The sequence below is a fragment of the Lyngbya aestuarii BL J genome (assembly GCF_000478195.2).
Taxonomy (GTDB): Bacteria; Cyanobacteriota; Cyanobacteriia; order Cyanobacteriales; family Microcoleaceae; genus Capilliphycus; species Capilliphycus aestuarii.
On record NZ_AUZM01000421.1, the window covers coordinates 1 to 315 of the forward strand.

The window sequence follows — 315 nt, forward strand, 5'->3', positions numbered from 1 at the left end:
GGGAGATAGGGAGATAGGGAGGTAGGGAGTTGGGAGGACTGGAGGTGGGGATAGGGGGTAATGGGGAGATCTTGCATGGTTGCCTATTCCCCGTCCCCTGTCTCCTCTTAAGACCGACATAACGCCTCTTTGCGACTATCAAATAACTTGACAATGCCATCTGTTACCGTCTTTTTCACATTCATATCACAACCGGCTAAAAATTCCTCAGCAGAAATCACATTTTGAAAGAATTCTTGGGCGCGGTTCCGCTGATGTCGAATCTCATCAAACCCCATCGATTTCACCATATAGGTGGCGAGAGAGATCGGAAGA

The 315-nt window shown here is 48.3% G+C and carries 1 pseudogene; it reads right to left on the reverse strand.

The window, feature by feature from the left end:
• Positions 1–107: 107 nt before the first annotated feature.
• A pseudogene (locus M595_RS28770) lies at positions 108–315 on the reverse strand (hypothetical protein); the annotation flags it as partial.